At 69.5% G+C, this 18393-nt stretch carries 16 protein-coding genes and 1 pseudogene; 9 read left to right on the forward strand and 8 right to left on the reverse strand.

What is annotated here, in order from left to right; all coding sequences use genetic code 11:
• Positions 1–117: 117 nt before the first annotated feature.
• The 3 genes from GAS53_RS37220 to GAS53_RS37230 form a co-directional block, all read right to left on the reverse strand.
• Positions 118–1029, reverse strand: a complete 912-nt coding sequence (locus GAS53_RS37220; RefSeq protein ID WP_151482190.1) for a sugar ABC transporter permease — start codon at positions 1027–1029, stop codon at positions 118–120.
• 13 nt (positions 1030–1042) lie between these two features.
• Positions 1043–2047 (reverse strand): carbohydrate ABC transporter permease, encoded by a 1005-nt coding sequence (locus GAS53_RS37225; protein WP_151482191.1) that lies wholly within the window; start codon positions 2045–2047, stop codon positions 1043–1045.
• Positions 2048–2186: 139 nt separating this feature from the next.
• Positions 2187–3458 (reverse strand): extracellular solute-binding protein, encoded by a 1272-nt coding sequence (locus tag GAS53_RS37230; RefSeq protein ID WP_151482192.1) that lies wholly within the window; start codon positions 3456–3458, stop codon positions 2187–2189.
• 475 nt (positions 3459–3933) lie between these two features.
• Between GAS53_RS37230 and GAS53_RS37235 the strand changes: the two genes are divergently transcribed.
• Positions 3934–4968 (forward strand): LacI family DNA-binding transcriptional regulator, encoded by a 1035-nt coding sequence (locus GAS53_RS37235; RefSeq protein ID WP_263974200.1) that lies wholly within the window; start codon positions 3934–3936, stop codon positions 4966–4968.
• Positions 4969–5066: 98 nt separating this feature from the next.
• Complete coding sequence (locus tag GAS53_RS37240; RefSeq protein WP_151482194.1) at positions 5067–5939, forward strand: phosphatase PAP2 family protein; 873 nt, start codon at positions 5067–5069, stop codon at positions 5937–5939.
• Positions 5940–6009: 70 nt separating this feature from the next.
• Here GAS53_RS37240 and GAS53_RS37245 read toward each other — a convergent pair whose 3' ends face one another.
• The gene (locus tag GAS53_RS37245; RefSeq protein WP_151482195.1) at positions 6010–6915 is read right to left on the reverse strand and encodes a LysR family transcriptional regulator; all 906 of its coding nucleotides are present in this window, start codon (positions 6913–6915) and stop codon (positions 6010–6012) included.
• A gap of 102 nt (positions 6916–7017) precedes the next feature.
• On the opposite strand from GAS53_RS37245, the pseudogene GAS53_RS37250 reads away from it, so the two are divergent.
• Positions 7018–7779 (forward strand): annotated as a pseudogene (locus GAS53_RS37250) (DMT family transporter); the annotation flags it as partial.
• 163 nt (positions 7780–7942) lie between these two features.
• On the opposite strand, the gene GAS53_RS37255 reads toward GAS53_RS37250, so the two are convergent.
• The gene (locus GAS53_RS37255; protein WP_151482196.1) at positions 7943–10948 is read right to left on the reverse strand and encodes a bifunctional [glutamine synthetase] adenylyltransferase/[glutamine synthetase]-adenylyl-L-tyrosine phosphorylase; all 3006 of its coding nucleotides are present in this window, start codon (positions 10946–10948) and stop codon (positions 7943–7945) included.
• Positions 10949–11219: 271 nt separating this feature from the next.
• On the opposite strand from GAS53_RS37255, the gene GAS53_RS37260 reads away from it, so the two are divergent.
• Together GAS53_RS37260 and GAS53_RS37265 are read left to right on the forward strand one after the other, a co-directional pair.
• Positions 11220–11723 carry a pyridoxamine 5'-phosphate oxidase family protein gene (locus tag GAS53_RS37260; RefSeq protein WP_151482197.1) on the forward strand — a complete coding sequence of 168 codons (504 nt, stop codon included), beginning with the start codon at positions 11220–11222 and terminating at the stop codon, positions 11721–11723.
• Between the two features lie 32 nt (positions 11724–11755).
• Positions 11756–12202 carry a VOC family protein gene (locus GAS53_RS37265; protein ID WP_151482198.1) on the forward strand — a complete coding sequence of 149 codons (447 nt, stop codon included), beginning with the start codon at positions 11756–11758 and terminating at the stop codon, positions 12200–12202.
• 167 nt (positions 12203–12369) lie between these two features.
• Here the strand turns inward: GAS53_RS37265 and GAS53_RS37270 are convergent, their stop codons facing one another.
• Entirely contained in the window at positions 12370–13731 is a 1362-nt protein-coding gene (locus GAS53_RS37270) for a glutamine synthetase family protein (RefSeq protein WP_151482199.1), read from the reverse strand.
• Between the two features lie 295 nt (positions 13732–14026).
• Between GAS53_RS37270 and GAS53_RS37275 the strand changes: the two genes are divergently transcribed.
• Positions 14027–15262 carry a globin domain-containing protein gene (locus GAS53_RS37275; protein ID WP_151482200.1) on the forward strand — a complete coding sequence of 412 codons (1236 nt, stop codon included), beginning with the start codon at positions 14027–14029 and terminating at the stop codon, positions 15260–15262.
• Between the two features lie 140 nt (positions 15263–15402).
• On the opposite strand, the gene GAS53_RS37280 is transcribed toward GAS53_RS37275, so the two are convergent.
• Positions 15403–15837 carry an RrF2 family transcriptional regulator gene (locus GAS53_RS37280; protein ID WP_151482201.1) on the reverse strand — a complete coding sequence of 145 codons (435 nt, stop codon included), beginning with the start codon at positions 15835–15837 and terminating at the stop codon, positions 15403–15405.
• 156 nt (positions 15838–15993) lie between these two features.
• Between GAS53_RS37280 and GAS53_RS37285 the strand changes: the two genes are divergently transcribed.
• Positions 15994–16659: a DUF3105 domain-containing protein gene (locus GAS53_RS37285; RefSeq protein ID WP_151482202.1), complete on the forward strand. Its 666-nt coding sequence runs from the start codon at positions 15994–15996 to the stop codon at positions 16657–16659.
• Between the two features lie 5 nt (positions 16660–16664).
• Positions 16665–17288 (forward strand): DUF305 domain-containing protein, encoded by a 624-nt coding sequence (locus tag GAS53_RS37290; protein ID WP_151482203.1) that lies wholly within the window; start codon positions 16665–16667, stop codon positions 17286–17288.
• Here the strand turns inward: GAS53_RS37290 and GAS53_RS37295 are convergent.
• The gene (locus GAS53_RS37295) at positions 17245–17829 is read right to left on the reverse strand and encodes a DUF998 domain-containing protein (protein ID WP_151482204.1); all 585 of its coding nucleotides are present in this window, start codon (positions 17827–17829) and stop codon (positions 17245–17247) included. The genes GAS53_RS37290 and GAS53_RS37295 overlap by 44 nt on opposite strands.
• Before the next feature lie 71 nt (positions 17830–17900).
• Here GAS53_RS37295 and GAS53_RS37300 point away from each other — a divergent pair, with 71 nt between their 5' ends.
• Complete coding sequence (locus tag GAS53_RS37300; RefSeq protein ID WP_151482205.1) at positions 17901–18380, forward strand: hypothetical protein; 480 nt, start codon at positions 17901–17903, stop codon at positions 18378–18380.
• The last annotated feature ends 13 nt before the right edge of the window (positions 18381–18393 follow it).

The raw sequence follows: 18393 nt of genomic DNA on the forward strand, positions 1-18393 counted from the left end.
CCCGCGCGGTGAACGCACGGGAGCTTGGCTCCTGTCGTCAAGGTGGCGCCTGCGGAGGGCCGGGCGCCACCCGGCAGGCGGTACTTCCACAACGAGACGTCGGAGGTGTCAAGGGCGTCAGCCTTTCGTGCCGCCCGCGGTCAGTCCGGTCACCAGGTTCTTCTGCACAAGGTAGAAGAACGCGGAGACCGGGATGGCCACCAACACCGCGGTGGCGGCCATGAGGTTGCGCTGCGCGTCGTGCTCGCTGACGAAGCTCTGCAGACCGACGGCGAACGTGTACTTCGTGTCGGACAGCATGAACGTCGAGGCGAAGGCGACCTCGCCGAACGCGGTGATGAAGCTGTAGAAGGCGGCCACGGCCAGGCCCGGCTTGGCGAGCGGCAGGATCAGTCGCGCGAACGTGCCGAAGGGTGAGAGCCCGTCGACGCGTCCGGCCTCGTCGATCTCGAAGGGGATGGTGTCGAAGTAGCCCTTGAGCAGCCAGGCGCAGTACGGCACGGCGGTCGAGCAGTAGACGAGGATCAGGCCCAAGTAGTTGTCGATGAGCTGGAGTTCCGAAAGGATCTCGTACATCGGGACCATCAGCACGGCGACCGGGAACATCTGGGTGACCAGCAGGACCCACATGAACTTCTTGTAGCCGGGGAAGCGCATGCGGGAGACCGCGTAGCCGGTGGTGGCGGCGACCAGCACACCGATGACGGTCGTGCCGAGCGACACGACGACCGTGCTCCACAGCCAGTCGAAGAAGGGCGTGTGCTGGAGCACGAACGAGTAGTTGTCGAGCGTCATCTTGCCGAGGATGTCCTCGGGGTGCAGGTAGTCGTCCTTGTCCGGGCCGAGGGACAGGTAGACCAGCCAGGCGATCGGGAAGAGCGCGATCAGACTCGCGACGATCAGGATGCCGTGCGAGGTGAGCGAGCCGGCGAGGCCTCGCTCGCCGCGCCGCCGTCCCCTGCCCGCCGGGGTGGTGTCCACGGGGACCTGGTCCGCCGGGGCGGAGCTCTGGACTGCTGTGGTGCTCATGGGGACTCCTGCCTCAGATCGCGAGCTGCTGCTCATTGCGGGCCAGCCAGCGGCGGTAGACGGAGGTGAAGACGATCAGGATGGAGAGCAGCAGGACGCCGTACGCGGCGGACTGCGCGTAGTCGCGCGGCTGCTGGCCGAAGCCCAGGTAGTAGGCCCAGGTGACGAGGATCTGCGCGTCCGGCGCGGTGTCGCCGAAGAGCAGGAAGATGATGGCGAACTGGTTGAAGGTCCAGATGACGCCGAGCAGGACGACGGTGGAGCTGACCGACCTGAGGCCCGGCAGGGTCACGTGCCGGAAGCGCTGCCAGGCATTGGCGCCGTCCATCTCGGCGGCCTCGTACAGGGCGCCGTCGATGGACTGCAGTCCGCCGAGCAGCGAGACCATCATGAACGGCACACCGCACCAGGTGTTGACCATGATCGCGGCCGTGCGCTGCCAGAAGGAGTCCTCCAGCCACAGCGGCGACGGCAGATGCAGCGTGTCGAGCACGGAGTTGATGACGCCGCCGTCGGCGAGCATGAAGCGCCAGCCGAAGACGGTGACGAAGGTCGGCACGGCCCAGGGCAGGACCAGGATCAGCCGGTAGAAGGTGCGGCCGCGCAGCTTCTGGTTGAGCAGCAGCGCGAGGCCGAGGCCGATGGCGTAGTGGAGCAGGACGCACAGCGCCGTCCACACGATCGTCCAGATGAAGTGCGACCAGAAGCGGTCGTACGCGGTGGGGCCCCACAGGATGTCGGCGTAGTTGTCCAGGCCGATGAACTTGTAGGTGGCGTCGATGTGGTTGACGCCGATCGTGCGGGCCGAGTTGAGGCTGTTGGCGTCGGTGAACGTCAGGTAGATGCCCCGCACCAGCGGGTAGAGGACCAGCACGCCGAGCACGACGACCACCGGGGCGATCATCGCGTACGCGTACCAGTACCTCTGGTACGAGTGCTTCAGGCGCTGGAGCGGGCCGGGGCGCGGGGCCCGGTCACCGCGGCGCTTGCCGGTCGCGCGGTCGATGACGACTGTCATGGTTCGACACCTTCTGGAAAATCAGGGGTGGGGCGCACGTTCTGGAGGATCACGGGCTGATCCGGGCTGGTCGGGTCGCACGGACAGGCCGATGGCCGTCGGATCCGTCCCCCCAGTCGGATCCGACGGCCACTCGGGGTCACTTGCTGAAGTCCGGGACCAGCTTGGCGATCGCGGTCTCCGCGTTGCTCAGGCCCTTGTCCAGCGATTCCTTGCCACCGGCGATCTTGGGCAGCTCGGTGTCGAGCGGGCCCCACAGGGAGCTGTACTCGGGCAGTGCCGGGCGCGGCTGCGCGGCGGAGAGCACGCCCTGGTAGCCGGCGATGCCCGGGTCGGCCTTGACCTCGGCGGTGTAGGCGTCGTCGCGGGTCGGCAGCGTGGAGTTCTTGAGGGCGATGGTCTCCTGGGACTTCGCCGAGGTCATGAACTTCACGAACTTCAGCGAGGCCTCCTGGTGGGCCTTGTCCGAGCCCGCGTACACGGAGAGGTTGTGGCCGCCGGTCGGGGCGCCCGCCTTGCCGCTGGAGCCGGCCGGGACGGTGGCGATGCCGAGGTTGGCCTTGTCCTTGAAGGCCGAGCCCTTGTAGAAGTTCGTGATCTCCCAGGGGCCCTGGACGATCGCGGCGACCTTGCCGCTGACGAACGCGTCCTGGATGTGGGCGTACGCGTCGGCGGTGGTGTCGGCCTTGTGCAGGCCCTTGCCGTCGAAGAGGCCCTGCCAGGTCTCGTAGCCCTTCTTGGCCTCGGCCGAGGCGACGGTGATCTTCTTGGCGTCGGCGTCGACCGTGTCGGTGCCCTCGCCGTAGAGGAACGACTGCGCGTAGTAGGCCTGGGTGGAGCCCCAGTAGCCGTCGACGCCGGTCTTGTCCTTGATCGTGGCGGCGGCCTTCTTCAGGTCCGCCCAGGTCTTGGGCGCCTCGCTGATGCCGGCCTTCTCGAAGAGTTCCTTGTTGTAGACCAGCGCGAGGGTGTCGGTGACCAGCGGCACACCGTACGTCTTGCCCTCGTACTTGGCCTGCTCGATCAGGCTGGCCTGGAACTTGCTCTGGTCCGCGAGGGCCTCCGTGCCGTCGAGGGGCAGCAGGTAGCTCTTCTTCGCGAAGGCCGGGGTCCAGCCGACCTCGGAGCGCAGGATGTCCGGGGCGCCCTTGGAGCCGGCGGCGGTGTCGAACTTGTTCTGCGCCTGGTCGAAGGGCACGTTGACGTACTTGACCTTGATGCCCGGGTTGGCCTTCTCGAATTCCTTCGCGAGGGCCTTGTACACCGGTGCCTCGTTGGTGGCGTTGGACGTGTCCCACCACGTGATGGTGACCGGGCCGTCCGCCTCGCCACTGTCGCTGTCGCCGCCGCAGGCCGTCGCCGCGAGGGCGAGGGACGCCACCAGTGCGGTGGCCGCTATGCCACGCCGCATGAGTTCTCCTTGAGGGTGAAAGCCCGTGTGCTCACAGAAGGCGGCCCCGTCCGCCGCTCCTGTCGACTTGCCGACTGCGCCGTTGCCGCCGCCGGGCGACGTGAACGTAACAGCGTTGAAAGCGTTGCGAAAGTCCTTGCAGCAAAAAAGTGCAAGAGCGGCCCACAGTTACCCTCCCGTGACCTCGTCTCGACCGTCTCGAGCCTTGACTTACCGCTGTTGACCGGGGGTGGGGCCACCGTGCAAGACTCTGCAAGGTCTTGCCACAACCGACTCCTACGGGGATCATCGCCCCGTCGGCGCCTTGCAGGAACACCCTTACCGCCGGCGCACACGCGGCGGACGCCGACCGGAATGCCGACCAGAATCACGAGGGACCGCGATGACGCAGCAGCCCCGGGCGGGCCGTTCAAGTGCCCGCGCACGGCGTTCGTTCAGTGGGCAAGGCGTTACCCGGCCGGTACAGTCCACCCCTGTGACCACACGGCTCGCCGACATCGCAGCCCAGGCGGGGGTGAGCGAAGCGACGGTCAGCCGCGTCCTGAACGGGAAGCCGGGCGTCGCCGCCACCACCCGCCAGTCCGTTCTGGCCGCGCTCGACGTGCTCGGCTACGAGCGGCCCGTGCGCCTGCGGCAGCGCAGCGAGGGGCTCGTCGGACTGATAACCCCGGAGCTGGAGAACCCGATATTCCCGGCCCTGGCCCAGGTCATCGGCCAGGCGCTGACCCGGCAGGGCTACACGCCGGTCCTCGCGACCCAGACTCCGGGCGGCTCCACGGAGGACGAGCTGACCGAGATGCTGGTCGACCGGGGCGTCGCCGGGATCATCTTCGTCTCCGGACTGCACGCGGACACCTCCGCGGACATGCAGCGGTACGAGCAGCTGCGCGGCCAGGGCGTGCCCTTCGTCCTCGTCGACGGTTTCTCGCCGAAGGTGCAGGCCCCCTTCATCTCGCCGGACGACCGGGCGGCGATGGCCCTCGCGGTCACCCACCTCGTCTCGCTCGGTCATACGCGGATCGGTCTCGCTCTGGGCCCGAAGCGGTTCGTACCGGTACAGCGGAAGATCGAGGGTTTTGTCCGCACGATGCAGGACCTGCTGGGCCTGAGCACGGACGATATCGAGCAGCGCCTGGTCCAGCACTCGCTGTACACGCTGGAGGGCGGCCAGGCGGCCACCAACGCGCTCATCGACCGCGACTGCACGGCCATCGTCTGCGCGAGCGACATGATGGCGCTCGGCGCCATACGGGCCGCACGGCAGCGCGGCCTCGACGTCCCCAAGGACGTCTCGGTCGTCGGCTTCGACGATTCCCCGCTCATCGCCTTCACGGACCCGCCCCTCACGACGGTCCGCAAGCCGGTGCCGGCCATGGGCCAGGCCGCGGTGCGCACGTTGCTGGAGGAGATCGGCGGAACACCTGCACCCCACAGCGAGTTCGTGTTCATGCCGGAGCTGGTGGTGCGCGGTTCGACCGCTTCGGCCCCTGGGGACCGAAATCGTACGTAAGCAGTAGTGCCCCACCTCCTCCGGGTGTAGAACGTGCGACCCGAACCCACCCGAGGGATGATCGGTGGGGAAGGGCTTATCTGGCAGACTCTGTCCCTATGGGTGAGAGCACCGTGACGACACTGGAAGGCCAGGAGCAGGCCACTGACCAGCCCGTCGCGGACGAGGCGAACGACCGCGCGGGCGAGGGCTTCCTGCGCCGGTTGCGCACGCCCCGCCGCCCTCGGATCTGGTTCGAGATCCTGCTGATCGCGGTGAGTTACTGGACGTACTCACTGATCCGCAACGCGGTGCCGGAGCAGAAGACGCAGGCGCTGAAGAACGCCGACTGGATCTGGAAGGTCGAGCACCAGCTCGGGCTGGCCTTCGAGGAGTCCGTCAACCACGCCGTGAACTCGGTGACTTGGTTGATCGTCGGCATGAACTACTACTACGCGACACTGCACTTCGTGGTGACCCTGGGTGTCCTTGTGTGGCTTTTCCGCAGCCACCCGGGCCGTTACGCGGCGACCCGCATGGTCCTCTTCGCCACCACGGGTGTGGCCCTGGTCGGTTACTATCTGTATCCACTGGCCCCGCCCCGCCTGATGAACGGCAACGACTTCATCGACACGGTCGTGGTCCACCAGACCTGGGGCTCGATGGCTTCCGGCGACCTGAAGAACATGTCGAACCAGTACGCGGCGATGCCGTCCATGCACATCGGCTGGTCCCTCTGGTGCGGCCTGACGATCTTCGCCCTCGCCTCGGTCCCCTGGGTCCGCGTCCTCGGCCTGCTCTACCCCACGGTGACCCTGGTGGTCATCGTCGCCACGGCCAACCACTTCTGGCTGGACGCGGCGGGCGGCATGATCTGCCTGGCGTTCGGCTTCACGGTGGCGAGGGTCTGGTACGGGTCTCTGCCGTACGCGCTGCCGCAACTGGTCCCGGCGAGAGGGCCGAGCGGGACCTTGCTGCCCAGCAAGGCGTAGCGGGCGTGACCGGTGGTCATCGCCGGTAGCCGACGGTGTCGGTGACCGGCGGTGTCGGTGACCGGCGGTTTCAGGACGTGTAACCGCCCTCGCCGGCGGCCTCCCGCAGCGCCTCCAGAAAACTCCGCACCGCGGGCGCCGGCGGCGCGGTCTCCCGTACGGCCGCGAAGATCGACCGCATCGGCTCCGGCCGACGGACCTCCCGTACGACCACGCCGGGATGCCGGCTGCCCAGCCCCAGCCGCGGGATCAGGCTCACGCCGAGCCCCGCCGCGACGAACCCCTGCGCGGTCACATAGTCCTCGCTCTCCACCACGAACCGCGGCCGGAACCCGGCGGCCTCGCACGCCGAGAGCTGCGCGTCCAGGCACGGCCCCGGCCACTCGCTGCCCACCCACGGCTCCTCGGCGAGGTCGGCCAGCGCCAAGGTGCGCCGTCCGGCCAGCCGATGCCCCTTGGGCAGCACGGCGAGGTACGGGTCGTCGAGCAGCCGCACCAGCCGTACGCCGTCCTGCGCGGCCTCGTCCGGCCGGACCACCAGTGCCAGGTCGGCCCGGCCCTCCTTCACGTCCGGCAGCGGGTCCTCGGGGTCGATCAGCTTCAACTCGACCTGCACATCCGGATGCTCGGCCCGCACCCGGGCGACGGCCGGAGCCACCAGCGCGGCCCCCGCCGTCGCGAAGTACCGCACCGCGAGCCGCCCCGTACGCCCCGCCACCAGGTCGGCGAGCGCGGTCTCGGCCTCGGCCACCTGGCGCCCGATGGCGTCGGCGTAATCGGTGAGCAGCAGCCCGGCGGCGGTGGGCCGTACACCCCGCCCGGCCCGCTCCAGCAGCGCCGCCCCGGCCTCCTTCTCCAGCACCGCGATCTGCTGGCTGACCGCGGACGGCGTGTAGCCGAGCCGCGTCGCGGCCGCCGTCACGGACCCGCTGGTCACCACGGCCCGGAGCATCTGCAGGCGTCGCACATCAAGCATGTAGGAGAGGTTAACAGTGCATGCAATATCCTTCACTTGTCCTTACGGACTGACTGGCCGACCGTGGACGTCATGCCACCGCAACTCACGTCATCGATCCGTATGGGCACCCTGGCCCTCCTCTGGGGCTCGGGCTTCCTGTGGATCAAGCTCGCCCTGAACCACGGCCTGTCCCCCGCCCAGATCACGATCGCGCGCTGCGCCCTGGGCACGGCCGTGCTCCTGCTCCTGGCCCGCTCGGCGGGCCAGCGCCTCCCCCGCGACCGCAGGACCTGGGGCCACCTCGCCGTCGCCGCCCTCTTCTGCAACGCCGTCCCGTTCGCCCTCTTCAGCATCGGCGAGCAGACGGTCGACTCCGGCATCGCGGGCGTACTGAACGCGACAACTCCCCTGTGGTCCCTGCTGATCGGCATCCTCCTGGGCACCGACCGCGGACTGGGCGGAACCCGTCTGACCGGCCTGTTCCTGGGTTTCGCGGGTACGTTGCTGATCTTCGCGCCCTGGCAGCGCTCGGGCCTGGTGAGCTGGAGCGCGCTGGCCCTGCTGGGCGCCGCGGCGAGCTATGCCATCGCCTTCGCGTACATGGCCCGCACCCTCACGGGCCGGGGAGCCCCGCTGGCGGTCTCGGCGGCACAACTCCTGACGGCCACCGCCTGGACCACCCTCGCGCTCCCCGCCGCCGGCCCCGTGCACACGGACGCCACGGGCCTGCTGGCGGTCACCGCCCTCGGCATCCTCGGCACGGGCATCACCTTCTACCTCAACTACCGCCTCATAGCGGAAGAGGGCCCCACCAGCGCGGCAACGGTCGGCTACCTGCTCCCGGTCGTCTCGGTGGCGCTGGGCGCCCTGGTCCTGAACGAGAACACGGGCCCACGAGTGTGGGCAGGCATGGCGGTGGTCCTGACGGGGGTGGCTCTGACCCGCAGACGAAGGACGGACAACAGCACCCTCAGGGGCGCGGGGAACTGCGCGACCAGCCCCCACCCACCCGCACCGACCCAACTACCGAAAGCACCCCAACGACTTACCGTTCAGAGGCCCCGTAGAACAGCTCCTCCACCACGGCCCGAGCCCGCCGCGTCGTACGCCGATAGTCATCCAGCATGTCCCCCACATGCCCCGGCCCATACCCCAAGTACCGCCCCACCGCAGCAAGTTCACGCCCGTCGGACGGAAACGTATCCCCCGCCCGCCCCCGAACGAGCATCACAGCATTCCGCACCCGAGTAGCGAGAACCCACGCCTCATCCAGAGTCGAAGCATCCTCAGCGGAAATCAGCTCAGCGGCGCAGGCCGCGGCAAGAGCCTCCCGCGTACGAGTCGTACGCAACCCCGGCTCCGCCCACCCATGCCGCAGCTGAAGCAGCTGAACGGTCCACTCCACATCGGACAGCCCGCCCCGCCCCAGCTTGGTGTGCAGCGTGGGGTCGGCCCCGCGAGGCATCCGCTCGGTCTCCATACGGGCCTTCAGCCGCCGGATCTCCCGTACGGCATCGTCGCCGAGCCCCTCGGCGGGATACCGCAGCAGATCGATCAGCTCGATGAACCGCTGTCCCAAGTCCGTGTCCCCGGCCACCGGTTCGGCCCGCAGCAGGGCGTGCGACTCCCACACCAGCGACCACCGCCGGTAGTACGCCTCGTACGAGTTCAACGTCCGCACCAGCGGCCCGGACTTCCCCTCGGGCCGCAGATCCGCGTCGATCAGCAGCGGCGGATCGGCACTGGGGATCTGCAGCAGCCGCCGCATCTCGGAGACGACGGCATTGGCGGCCCGGGAAGCCTCCTGCTCGTCCACGCCCTCCCGGGGCTCATGCACGAACAACACGTCGGCGTCCGATCCGTAACCGAGTTCGTGCCCGCCGAAGCGCCCCATGCCGATGACCGCGAAGCGCGTGGGCAGCGTCTCGCCCCAGCTGTCGCGGACGACCGCGCGCAGTGTGCCCGCGAGGGTCGCCGCCGTCAGATCCGAGACGGCACCGCCGACCAGATCCACCAGCGCGCCCTGGTCGGCCTTGGCCGGTGTCTCCTCGGTGCCGTAGGAGTTCACGATGTCGATGGCGGCCGTACGGAACAACTCCCGCCGCCGCACCCCACGCGCTGCGGTGACCGCGGCCTCTCCCCCACTGGCCCGCCCGACCGCGGCGAGGATCTCCTGCTCCAGATGGGCCCGGTCACGGGGTTCGAGGCCGCCCCCGTCGCCGTCTCCGAGCAGCGCCACCGCCTCAGGCGCCCGCATCAGCAGATCGGGCGCGAGCCGGCCGGCGGACAGCACCCGGGCAAGGTTCTCGGCGGCGGCCCCTTCGTCCCTCAACAGCCGCAGGTACCAAGGGGTCTTGCCCAACGCGTCGGAGACCTTGCGGAAGTTGAGCAGCCCCGCGTCGGGGTTGGCGGAATCCGCGAACCACCCCAACAGCACGGGCAGCAAGGTCCGTTGAATGGCAGCCTTGCGCGAGACCCCGGAGGCGAGCGCCTCCAGATGCCGCAACGCGGAAGCGGGATCGGCGTACCCCAGCGCGACCAGCCGCTCCCGCGCCGCGTCCGGGCTCAACCGGCTCTCGCCGGGCGCGAGTTGGGCGACGGCATCAAGGAGCGGCCGGTAGAAGAGCTTCTCGTGCAGCCGCCGTACGACGGACGCGTGCCGCCGCCACTCGCGGTTCAGCTCGGTGATCGGCTCGGTGCGCAGCCCCAACGACCGGCCGATGCGCCGCAGATCGGTCTCGTCCTCGGGCACGAGGTGCGTGCGCCGCAGTCGGAAGAGCTGTATGCGGTGCTCCAAGGACCGCAGAAACCGGTAGGCGTCATCGAGCTGCACGGCATCGACACGCCCCACGTACCCGCCCGCGGCCAGCGCCTTCAAGGCGTCCAGTGTGGTCCCGCTCCGCAGTGACGTGTCGGCCCGTCCGTGCACCAACTGCAGTAGCTGCACGGCGAATTCGACGTCCCGCAGCCCGCCGGGCCCGAGCTTCAGCTCACGCTCGATCTCGGCGACGGGAATGTTCTCGACGACCCGCCGCCGCATCTTCTGCACGTCGGCGACGAAGTTCTCGCGCTCGGCGGCCTGCCAGACGAGGGGCGCGAGCGTGGCGACGTACTCCTCGCCCAGTTCGATGTCCCCGGCGACCGGCCGTGCCTTGAGCAGGGCCTGGAACTCCCAGGTCTTGGCCCACCGCTGGTAGTAGGCGAGGTGGCTGGCGAGCGTCCGTACGAGCGGACCGTTTCTGCCCTCGGGCCGCAGGTTGGCGTCGACGGGCCAGATCGACCCCTCCACGGTGGTCTCGGAACAGATCCGCATCAGATGGGAGGCGAGCCGGGTCGCCGCCCGCAGGGCCTTTCCCTCGTCGGCCCCGTCGACGGCCTCCCCGACGAAGATGACGTCGACGTCGGAGACGTAATTGAGCTCGTGTCCCCCGCACTTGCCCATCGCGATCACGGCGAGCCGGCACAGCGCGGCGTCCTCGGGCGCGGCCGCCCGGGCGATGGCGAGCGCGGCGCGCAGCGTGGCGGTCGCGAGGTCCGCGAGTTCGGCCGCGGTCTCGGCGAGGTCGGTGGTGCCGCACACGTCACGCGCGGCGATGGACAGCAGACACCGCCGGTAGGCGACGCGCAGCGACACCGGGTCGGTGGCCATGGCGAGCCCGCGTTCGAACTCCGCCGTGCCCGGGTGCAGGTCCTGCGGCTCGTACATCACGAGGGCCTGCCAGTCGAGCGGATGCCGTGCGAGGTGGTCGCCGAGCGCGGCGGACGCGCCGAGCACCCCGAGCAGCCGGTCCCGCAGCGGCTTCGCCGCGATCAGCGTGTCGAGCAGCTCGCGCTGCCCGCTGTGCCCGTCCTGGGCCTCGACGAGCCGTACGAGCCCGAGCAGCGCCAGATCCGGATCGGCGGTGGCTCCGAGCGCGTCGAGGAGCACCGGATCGTTCCGTATCGGCGCGAGTTCCGTGCTCTCCAGGAGCCGCTCGGCGGCCGACGGATCGGTGAAACCGTGCCGCAGCAGCCGCGTGAAGGTACTGCTCCTGCGCCCCGGCGCCGTCATTCCGGCCTCCTGTGCTCCCGTGGGATCAAGGTCGTACGGCCTGAGCCTAACCGGAGAGGCTGGGGGAAGCGCCTGGGCGCGGGAGGGCGGTTGTCGAGCCGGACCGCCGCGGTGGCCCGCCTGTTCTCCGAGGCGGAGGCTGTGTGATCTCCGAGGCGGAGGCTGTCTGACCGGACGAGGAGCGTGCGCCGACCGATGAGTTCCGCCGACGCGCGCGGTCTGTCCTGGTGAGGAATCATCCAGTCATCCACCAGGTCCAGGAGGAGAGCCCATGGAACCACGGGCCGAACTAGACGCCCGATACAGCGACGCAACCGCTACCGCACGCCCCTGGTCCGAGGCCGAGGCGATGATCGCGGAGGCCGAGCTGTTCTGGATCTCGACCGTGCGGCCCGACGGGCGGCCGCATGTCACGCCGCTGCCCGCGGTGTGGTCGGACGGCGCGCTGCACTTCTGCACCGGGCCGGAGGAACGCAAGGCGCTCAATCTCGCGCTGAATCCGCACGTCGTGCTGACCACCGGCACGAACACCTGGAACAAGGGGTTCGACCTGGTGGTGGAGGGCGACGCGGTCCGGGTGTCCGACGACGCCAGGCTGCGCGGGCTGGCCGAGGCGTGGGAGCGCAAGTACGGCAGTTTCTGGCACTTCGAGGTGCGTGACGGCTACTTCCACCACGGCGCCGGGAAAGCTCTCGTCTTCTCGGTGGCGCCCGGGACCGTTTTCGGCTTCGGTAAGGGGGAGCCGTTCAGCCAGACCCGTTGGCGGTTCGGCTGACTCTCCCGGCGCGGCGACTTGGAGGACCAGAAATGGAATACACGCTCGAAGTGATCCCACTGCCCGTCAGCGACATCGACCGGGCCCGCGACTTCTACCGGGACAAGCTCGGCTTCCATGTCGACATCGACCAGGAGGTCCTGCCGGGCATGCGCATCGTCCAGCTGACGCCCCCGGGCTCCGGCTGTTCCATCGCCCTCGGCGACACCGTCTGGGACACGATGGCCGGACCGAAGCCGGCACCGGGCTCGTACCAGGGCCTCCAACTGTGCGTCGCCGACATCAAGGCGGCCCACGCCGAACTGACCGACCGCGGCCTGGAAGTCTCCGAGCCCACCCAGTACTCACCCGACGACGGCGCCACCTTCATGTACTTCAAGGACCCGGACGGCAACGGCTGGGCAGTCCAGGAGTACCGCCAGCGCGTGAACAAGCCACTGCACAAGCTGCTGACGGACATGGCAGCGCAGCGACAGTAGGGCGCCACCGGTCGGAAGGGGGCGGCCCCTGAAAGTTCACGACCGCGCGAACCCACCCGCGCCCCTTAGGGGCGCGGGGAACTGCGCGCCCAGCCACAACGGACCCGCAGCCGCGACACAACCCCCGCACGAAACGGCGAGCGCGAAACGGCCCCACAAGCGGAGCGCTAAAGCACCGGCAGGTTCTTCCGCAGCTCGAACGCCGTCACCTCGGAGCGGTACTCCTCCCACTCCTGGCGCTTGTTGCGCAGGAAGAAGTCGAAGACATGCTCGCCCAGCGTCTGGGCGACCAGTTCGCTGCGTTCCATCAGGGAGAGGGCCTCGCCCAGGTTCTGGGGCAGCGGCTCGATGCCCATCGCGCGGCGCTCGGCGTCGGAGAGGGCCCAGACGTCGTCGTCGGCCCCGGGCGGGAGCTCGTAGCCCTCCTCGATGCCCTTGAGGCCCGCGGCCAGCAGGACCGCGTACGCCAGGTACGGGTTCGCGCCCGAGTCGAGGGAGCGGACCTCCACCCGCGCCGAGCCCGTCTTGCCGGGCTTGTACATCGGGACGCGGACGAGGGCCGAGCGGTTGTTGTGACCCCAGCAGATGTACGAGGGAGCCTCGCCGCCGGCGCCCGCGGTGCGCTCGGAGCCGCCCCAGATGCGCTTGTAGGAGTTGACCCACTGGTTGGTGATGGCGGAGATCTCCGCCGAGTGCTTCAGCAGGCCCGCGATGAAGGAGCGGCCGACCTTGGAGAGCTGGTACTCGGAGCCCGACTCGTAGAAGGCGTTCCGGTCTCCCTCGAAGAGGGAGAGGTGCGTGTGCATGCCTGAACCGGGGTGCTCACTGAACGGCTTCGGCATGAACGTCGCCTGGACGCCCTGCTCAAGCGCCACCTGCTTCATCACCAGGCGGAACGTCATGATGTTGTCGGCCGTGGAGAGCGCGTCCGCGTAGCGGAGGTCGATCTCCTGCTGGCCCGGGGCGCCCTCGTGGTGCGAGAACTCGACCGAGATGCCCATCGACTCCAGCATGGTGATCGCCTGGCGGCGGAAGTCCATGCCGACGTTCTGCGGGGTGTGGTCGAAGTAGCCGGAGTTGTCGGCCGGCGTCGGGCGCGTGCCGTCGACCGGCTTGTTCTTCAGCAGGAAGAACTCGATCTCCGGGTGGGTGTAGAACGTGAAGCCCAGGTCGGAGGCCTTGGCCAGGGCCCGCTTCAGCACGTACCGCGGGTCCGCGAAGGACGGCGAGCCGTCCGGCATGAGGATGTCGCAGAACATCCGGGCCGTGCCGGGGGCCTCCGCGCGCCACGGCAGCACCTGGAAGGTCGACGGGTCCGGCTTGGCGATCATGTCGGACTCGTAGACGCGGGCGAAGCCCTCAATGGCCGATCCGTCGAAGCCGATGCCCTCGTCGAACGCCTGCTCCAGCTCGGCCGGGGCCACGGCCACGGACTTGAGGAAGCCCAGCACGTCCGTGAACCACAGGCGTACGAAACGGATGTCGCGCTCCTCCAACGTACGGAGCACGAACTCCTGCTGCTTGTCCATCTTCCGCTTCCACCCAATCCTTGCTGGTCAGGCCGCCTGCTCCCGTCCCGTGGGAGGCGGTCGGGCACCTGAGCATCACACCACAAATGCATTTCATGCGCGTTGCGGGCCCCGGTCGTCCCGCCGACCTGCGGCTGAACGCCTCACATACGACAGGTGTACTGCTCTGTCGCCCATCTTGCCCGCTGAGTGCCGCACATGTAATGGCCGACTACTGCCGTCTCTCCCCACTTTAATTTGCATCTCAGATACCACTTTAACTACCGTACGGGGCAGTCGAGTCCGAGGAGCCCCGATGCTGTCCGAGCAGTCCGCCGCCACCGTCCGCGCCACCCTTCCCGCCGTCGGCGGGGCCCTGGGGGAGATCAGCGACCGCTTCTACGAAGGGCTGTTCGCTGCCCACCCGGAGCTGCTGCGCGACCTCTTCAACCGCGGCAACCAGGCCTCCGGCACCCAGCGCCAGGCCCTGGCGGGCGCCATCGCCGCCTTCGCCGCGCATCTCGTCGAGCGGCCGGACGAGCGGCCCGACACGATGCTGAGCCGCATCGCGCACAAGCACGCCTCCCTGGGCATCGCCCCGGAGCAGTACGCGATCGTCCACGAGCACCTCTTCGCCGCGATCGCCGGCGTCCTCGGCGAGGCGGTCACCCCCGAGGTCGCGGCCGCCTGGGACGAGGTCTACTGGCTGATGGCGAACGCGCTCATCGCCATCGAGAAGCGGCTGTACGCGGCGACCGAGGCCGGCGCCGGTGAAGGCAGCGGTGAAGGCGGCGGTGGCTGGCGCGCCTGGGAGGTCGTCGAGCGCGCCGAGGAGACCGCGGACGTCGCCACCTTCCTGCTGCGCCCGGCCGACGGCTCCCCCGCGCCGGACTTCAGGCCCGGCCAGTACGTCTCCGTACGCGTCCAGCTGCCCGACGGGGCGCGCCAAATACGCCAGTACAGCCTCATCGGCGCCCCCGGCTCGTCCGTACGCCGGATCGGCGTGAAGCGCATCCACGGCGGCACGGCACCCGACGGCGAGGTCTCGAACCACCTCCACGCGCGCGTGCACGTCGGCAGCACGGTCGAGCTGTCGGCCCCGTACGGCGATCTCGTGCTCGACGACGGGCGCGGCGACGCCACGGCCCCGCCCCTGCTCCTCGCCTCCGCCGGTATCGGCGTGACCCCGATGATCGCCATGCTGGAGCAGCTCGTGGTGACCGGACACCGCGCCCCGGTGACCGTCGTCCACGCCGACCGCTCCCCCGCCGAGCACGCCCTGCGCACCGAACACGAGGCGTACGCGGCGAAGCTTCCCGACGCGGCGGCCCACTTCTGGTACGAGCGGCCCGAGCCGGGCCACCCCGCCGACCGCACGGGCCTGGTCGACCTCTCCGGGGTGCCGATCGCGTCGGGCACGCGCGCGTACCTGTGCGGTCCGCTGCCCTTCATGCGGGCGGTGCGCGGCCAGCTGATCGAGAAGGGTGTCGCGCCCGCCGACATCCACTACGAGGTGTTCGGGCCCGATCTCTGGCTCGCGCAAGGCGCGTAAGACGCGCAAGACGCGTGAGGGGTGGGCGTAAAGGATCAAGGCTCGTCAGGGACGGGCGTACTCGTCAGTGACGGGCGTAAAGGATCTCGTAAGGCGCGTCGGCCGCCGGGCTTTCCCGGCGGTTACGGCGGTTACGGCGGTTACGGAGCCTTGGAGATGCCCAGCAGCAGCGGTCCCGTGGGCGCGGCGACGACGTCGGTGACGGTCAGTGGGTCGAGGGAGGCGTAGAAGGCTTCCTGGGCGCGGCGCAGTGCCCCGCGCAGCCGGCAGCCGGAGTTCAGCGGGCAGGGCGTCGTGCCCTCGCAGTCGACGACGTCGCCGTCACCCTCGAAGGTCCGCACGATCGCGCCGACCGAGGCGGTACGCCCCTTCTCGGTGAGCGTGAGGCCGCCGCCCCGGCCGCGCCTGGCGTCGAGGAGTCCGAGGTGCTGGAGTTCGGCGACGACCTTCGCGGCGTGCGTGTACGGCACTTCCATGCCGGCCGCGACCTCGCGGGTCGTGGGCGTCGTACCGTCGGCGACGGCGAGCCGCATCAGGACGCGCAGTGCCAGGTCGGTGGATCGGAGCAGCCGCATACCGGCAGCGTAAAATAATGCGCATCCGCGGTTCAAATTATCGCCGGGGGCCCTGACCATTCGGCCATTCCCACGACCTCCCTACGGATGTCCCCTTCTCCCCCACTACGATCAGCTGACCACTCCACTGCCCCTTTCCCCCAGAAGGACCACCCCATGGGTTCCGCCAAGAAGACAGACAACAAGTCGCGCAAGGCGCGAATAGAGGAGATGCGGCGCGCCGAGCAGGCTCGTGAGCGCCGCAACCGGATCCTCACGATCACCGCCAGCGTGATCGTCGTCGCCGGTCTCGTCGCCGGCGGTGCGTACCTGATCAACTCGCAGTCCGACGACAAGGACAGCGCGTCGAGCGACTCGAAGTCGACGGGGAAGTTCGTCACGGGCAAGGACGGCGTGAAGACGTGGAGCGAGAAGCTCACGCAGAACCACGTCACCAAGGACGTGAAGTACCCGATGACGCCCCCGGTCGGCGGTGACCACAACCAGGTGTGGATGAACTGCAACGGCGACGTCTACGACAAGGCGATCAAGAACGTGAACGCCGTGCACTCCCTTGAGCATGGCGCGGTCTGGGTGACGTACAACAGCAAGGCGTCGGACGCCGACGTGAAGGCGCTCGCGGAGAAGGTCAAGAAGACGCCGTACACGCTGATGAGCCCGGTCGAGGACCAGCAGGACCCGATCATGCTCTCCGCGTGGGGCAGCCAGCGTACGGTGACGAGCGCGAGCGACCCGAACGTCGCCAAGTTCTTCGAGACGTACGTCCAGGGCAAGCAGACGCCCGAGCCGGGTGCCGCCTGCACCAACGGCCTGTCGCAGTGAGGAAGATGAAGTCCGCCGGCTGGATCACCGGGGCCGCCGCGGCCGTACTCGTGGCGGCCGGGGCGATCACGTACGCGGTCGCCGACGGCGACGAGTCCGGCATGAAGGCCCCGGCGGCGAACTCCGCGGACGCGGGCTTCGCGCGCGACATGGCGGTGCACCACCAGCAGGCCGTCGAGATGTCGTACATCGTGCGTGACCGCACCGAGGACGAAGCGGTACGCCGTCTCGCGTACGACATCGCGCAGACACAGGCCAACCAGCGCGGCATGATGCTCGGTTGGCTCGACCTGTGGGAGCTGCCCAAGGTGTCGGCCGACGAGCCCATGGAGTGGATGGACATGGGCGGCATGGGGACCGGCGAGGACGGCGCGCTGATGCCGGGCATGGCGACGAACGCCGAGATGGACTCGCTGCGCAAGGCGAGCGGCAAGGCCGCCGAGATCCGCTATCTGCAGCTCATGTACTCCCACCACATGGGCGGGGTGCACATGGCCGAGGGCTGTGTGAAGCGGTGCCAGGTGGGTGTGGAGCGGCGGCTCGCGCAGGGCATGGTCCAGGCCCAGGAGTCGGAGATGCAGCTGATCACCGACCTGCTGAAGGAACGCGGCGCCAAGCCGCCGAACTGAGTCCGGCACGAGGCCATGAGCTGACTCCGGTGCCGACACCGGCACCGGCCTCGGCCCTGGGGCGCGAGCCCGCGCATGCCGGGTATCGCGCCCCAGTGAGGGCCACCATGCCGACGAGGATGCCGCACAGGGCGACCGCGCTGCTCACGGTGTGCGCGGAGTGGGCCACGGTCACCAGGCCCGCACGCTCCCGTGCGGCACACACCGGGTCCACGGTGGGGGTGCAACTGAGCGGCAGACGGGAGTCCACAGCGGTGGCCGCGCCGAAGAGGGCCAGCCCGGCCCAGCCGACGTGCACCCGGCGTCCCCGGGAGGGCAGTTTGAGGAGTGCCAGCAGGCCCCCCGCCCCTACGAGCACCCCCGCGACCAGGTCCGTCGTGCGGAACAGCGTGCCGTGCGGCTGGTTACGGGCGGCCAGCTCGCTCACGTACGTGCGCGACGGCGCGAGCCCTGTCGTCAGGACGAGTTCGAGCACCCACGTGGTGTACGCGAGCGCTCCCAGGGCGAGCAGTGCGGCGACGGCCGTGCGTGACGTGGTCATTGGCGCCCATGATCGGTGCAGGGACCGGGGTTCGCACATCGCCGATACCCGGTAGGGGTAAGGTGCGAGGCATGACGCGACCGAGGAGCCGGGTGTACGGACAGCTGTCGCTGTTCGCCGCGCTGCTCTTCGGGATCGTGGCGATGCATACGTTGGGACATCCGTCGGGGCACGGCACTACGACGGGCTCGGAGCACGCGACGGTTTCCGCGTACGCCATGTCCTCGCCCCACGAGCCCTCGGCCCACGAGCCCTTGGTCCACAAGTCCTCGGCCCACGAGCACGGCCAGGCGTCGATGGCCGTGCCGGCGCGGACGGCCCCCGTGCTGAACGCCGGGCCGCCGCCGATGGGCGGCGACGGCATGAACCCCTCGGCCGTATGTCTCGCCGTCCTCGGGGCGTTCACGTTCCTCGTGCTGATGACGGTGGCGCTCGGGCGTCCGTGGTCGGCCGCGGCGGCACTTTCGGGTCCCCGGCTGCCGCACGCCCTGTGGCCCGATCCCCCGCCGCCCAGAACCCTCCTCGCCCGCCTGTCGGTGCTGCGCATCTAGGCCCGCGCACCGG

This window comes from Streptomyces albicerus (genome assembly GCF_008905045.1).
GTDB classification, from domain to species: Bacteria; Actinomycetota; Actinomycetes; order Streptomycetales; family Streptomycetaceae; genus Streptomyces; species Streptomyces albicerus.